The organism is Tabrizicola flagellatus (assembly GCF_008271465.1).
GTDB classification, from domain to species: Bacteria; Pseudomonadota; Alphaproteobacteria; order Rhodobacterales; family Rhodobacteraceae; genus Tabrizicola; species Tabrizicola flagellata.
Genome location: NZ_VMDU01000041.1, coordinates 1 through 769, shown reverse-complemented (window position 1 = coordinate 769; position 769 = coordinate 1). Strand labels below are relative to the sequence as shown.

Here is a 769-nt window from a genome sequence, read left to right as displayed (position 1 = left end):
TCGGGCTCCTTAGCCGATGCGGCCGGTGATGTAGGATTCGGTCCGGGGGTCTTTCGGGTTGGTGAAGATCTGGGTGGTGTCGCCGTATTCCACCAGGTGGCCGAGGTGGAAGAAGGCGGTCTTCTGGCTGACGCGCGCGGCCTGCTGCATCGAGTGGGTGACGATCACCACCGAGAACTGGCTGCGCAGCTCGTCGATCAGCTCCTCGACCTGGGCCGTGGCGATCGGGTCCAGCGCCGAGCAGGGTTCGTCCATCAGAAGCACCTCGGGCGAGGTCGCCACCGCGCGGGCGATGCAGAGCCGCTGCTGCTGGCCGCCCGAGAGCCCGGTGCCCGGCGCATCCAGCCGGTCCTTGACCTCGTTCCAGAGCGCGGCCTTCTTCAGCGAGCTTTCCACGATCCCGTCGAGTTCGGACTTCGAGCGGGTCATGCCGTGGATCTTCGGCCCGTAGGCCACGTTGTCGTAGATCGACTTCGGGAAGGGGTTCGGCTTCTGGAACACCATGCCGACCTTGGCGCGCAGCTGCACCGGATCGACGCGGGGGTCGTAGATGTCCTCGCCGTCCAGCGTGATCCTGCCTTCGACCCGCGCCGAGGCCACGGTGTCGTTCATCCGGTTCAGGCAGCGCAGGAAGGTGGACTTGCCGCAGCCCGAGGGCCCGATGAAGGCGGTCACCGCCCGGTCCAGGATGTCCACGTCCACGTCCTTCAGCGCGTGGTTCTGGCCGTAATAGACCTGCACCCCCCGCGCCGAGATCTTCGCCGTCGCG

The 769-nt window shown here is 67.0% G+C and carries 1 protein-coding gene; it reads right to left on the bottom strand.

Annotated elements, in window-relative coordinates:
* Positions 1–9 precede the first annotated feature (9 nt).
* Complete coding sequence (gene pstB / locus FL625_RS18015) at positions 10–756, bottom strand: phosphate ABC transporter ATP-binding protein PstB (RefSeq protein ID WP_149590045.1); 747 nt, start codon at positions 754–756, stop codon at positions 10–12.
* Positions 757–769 lie beyond the last annotated feature (13 nt).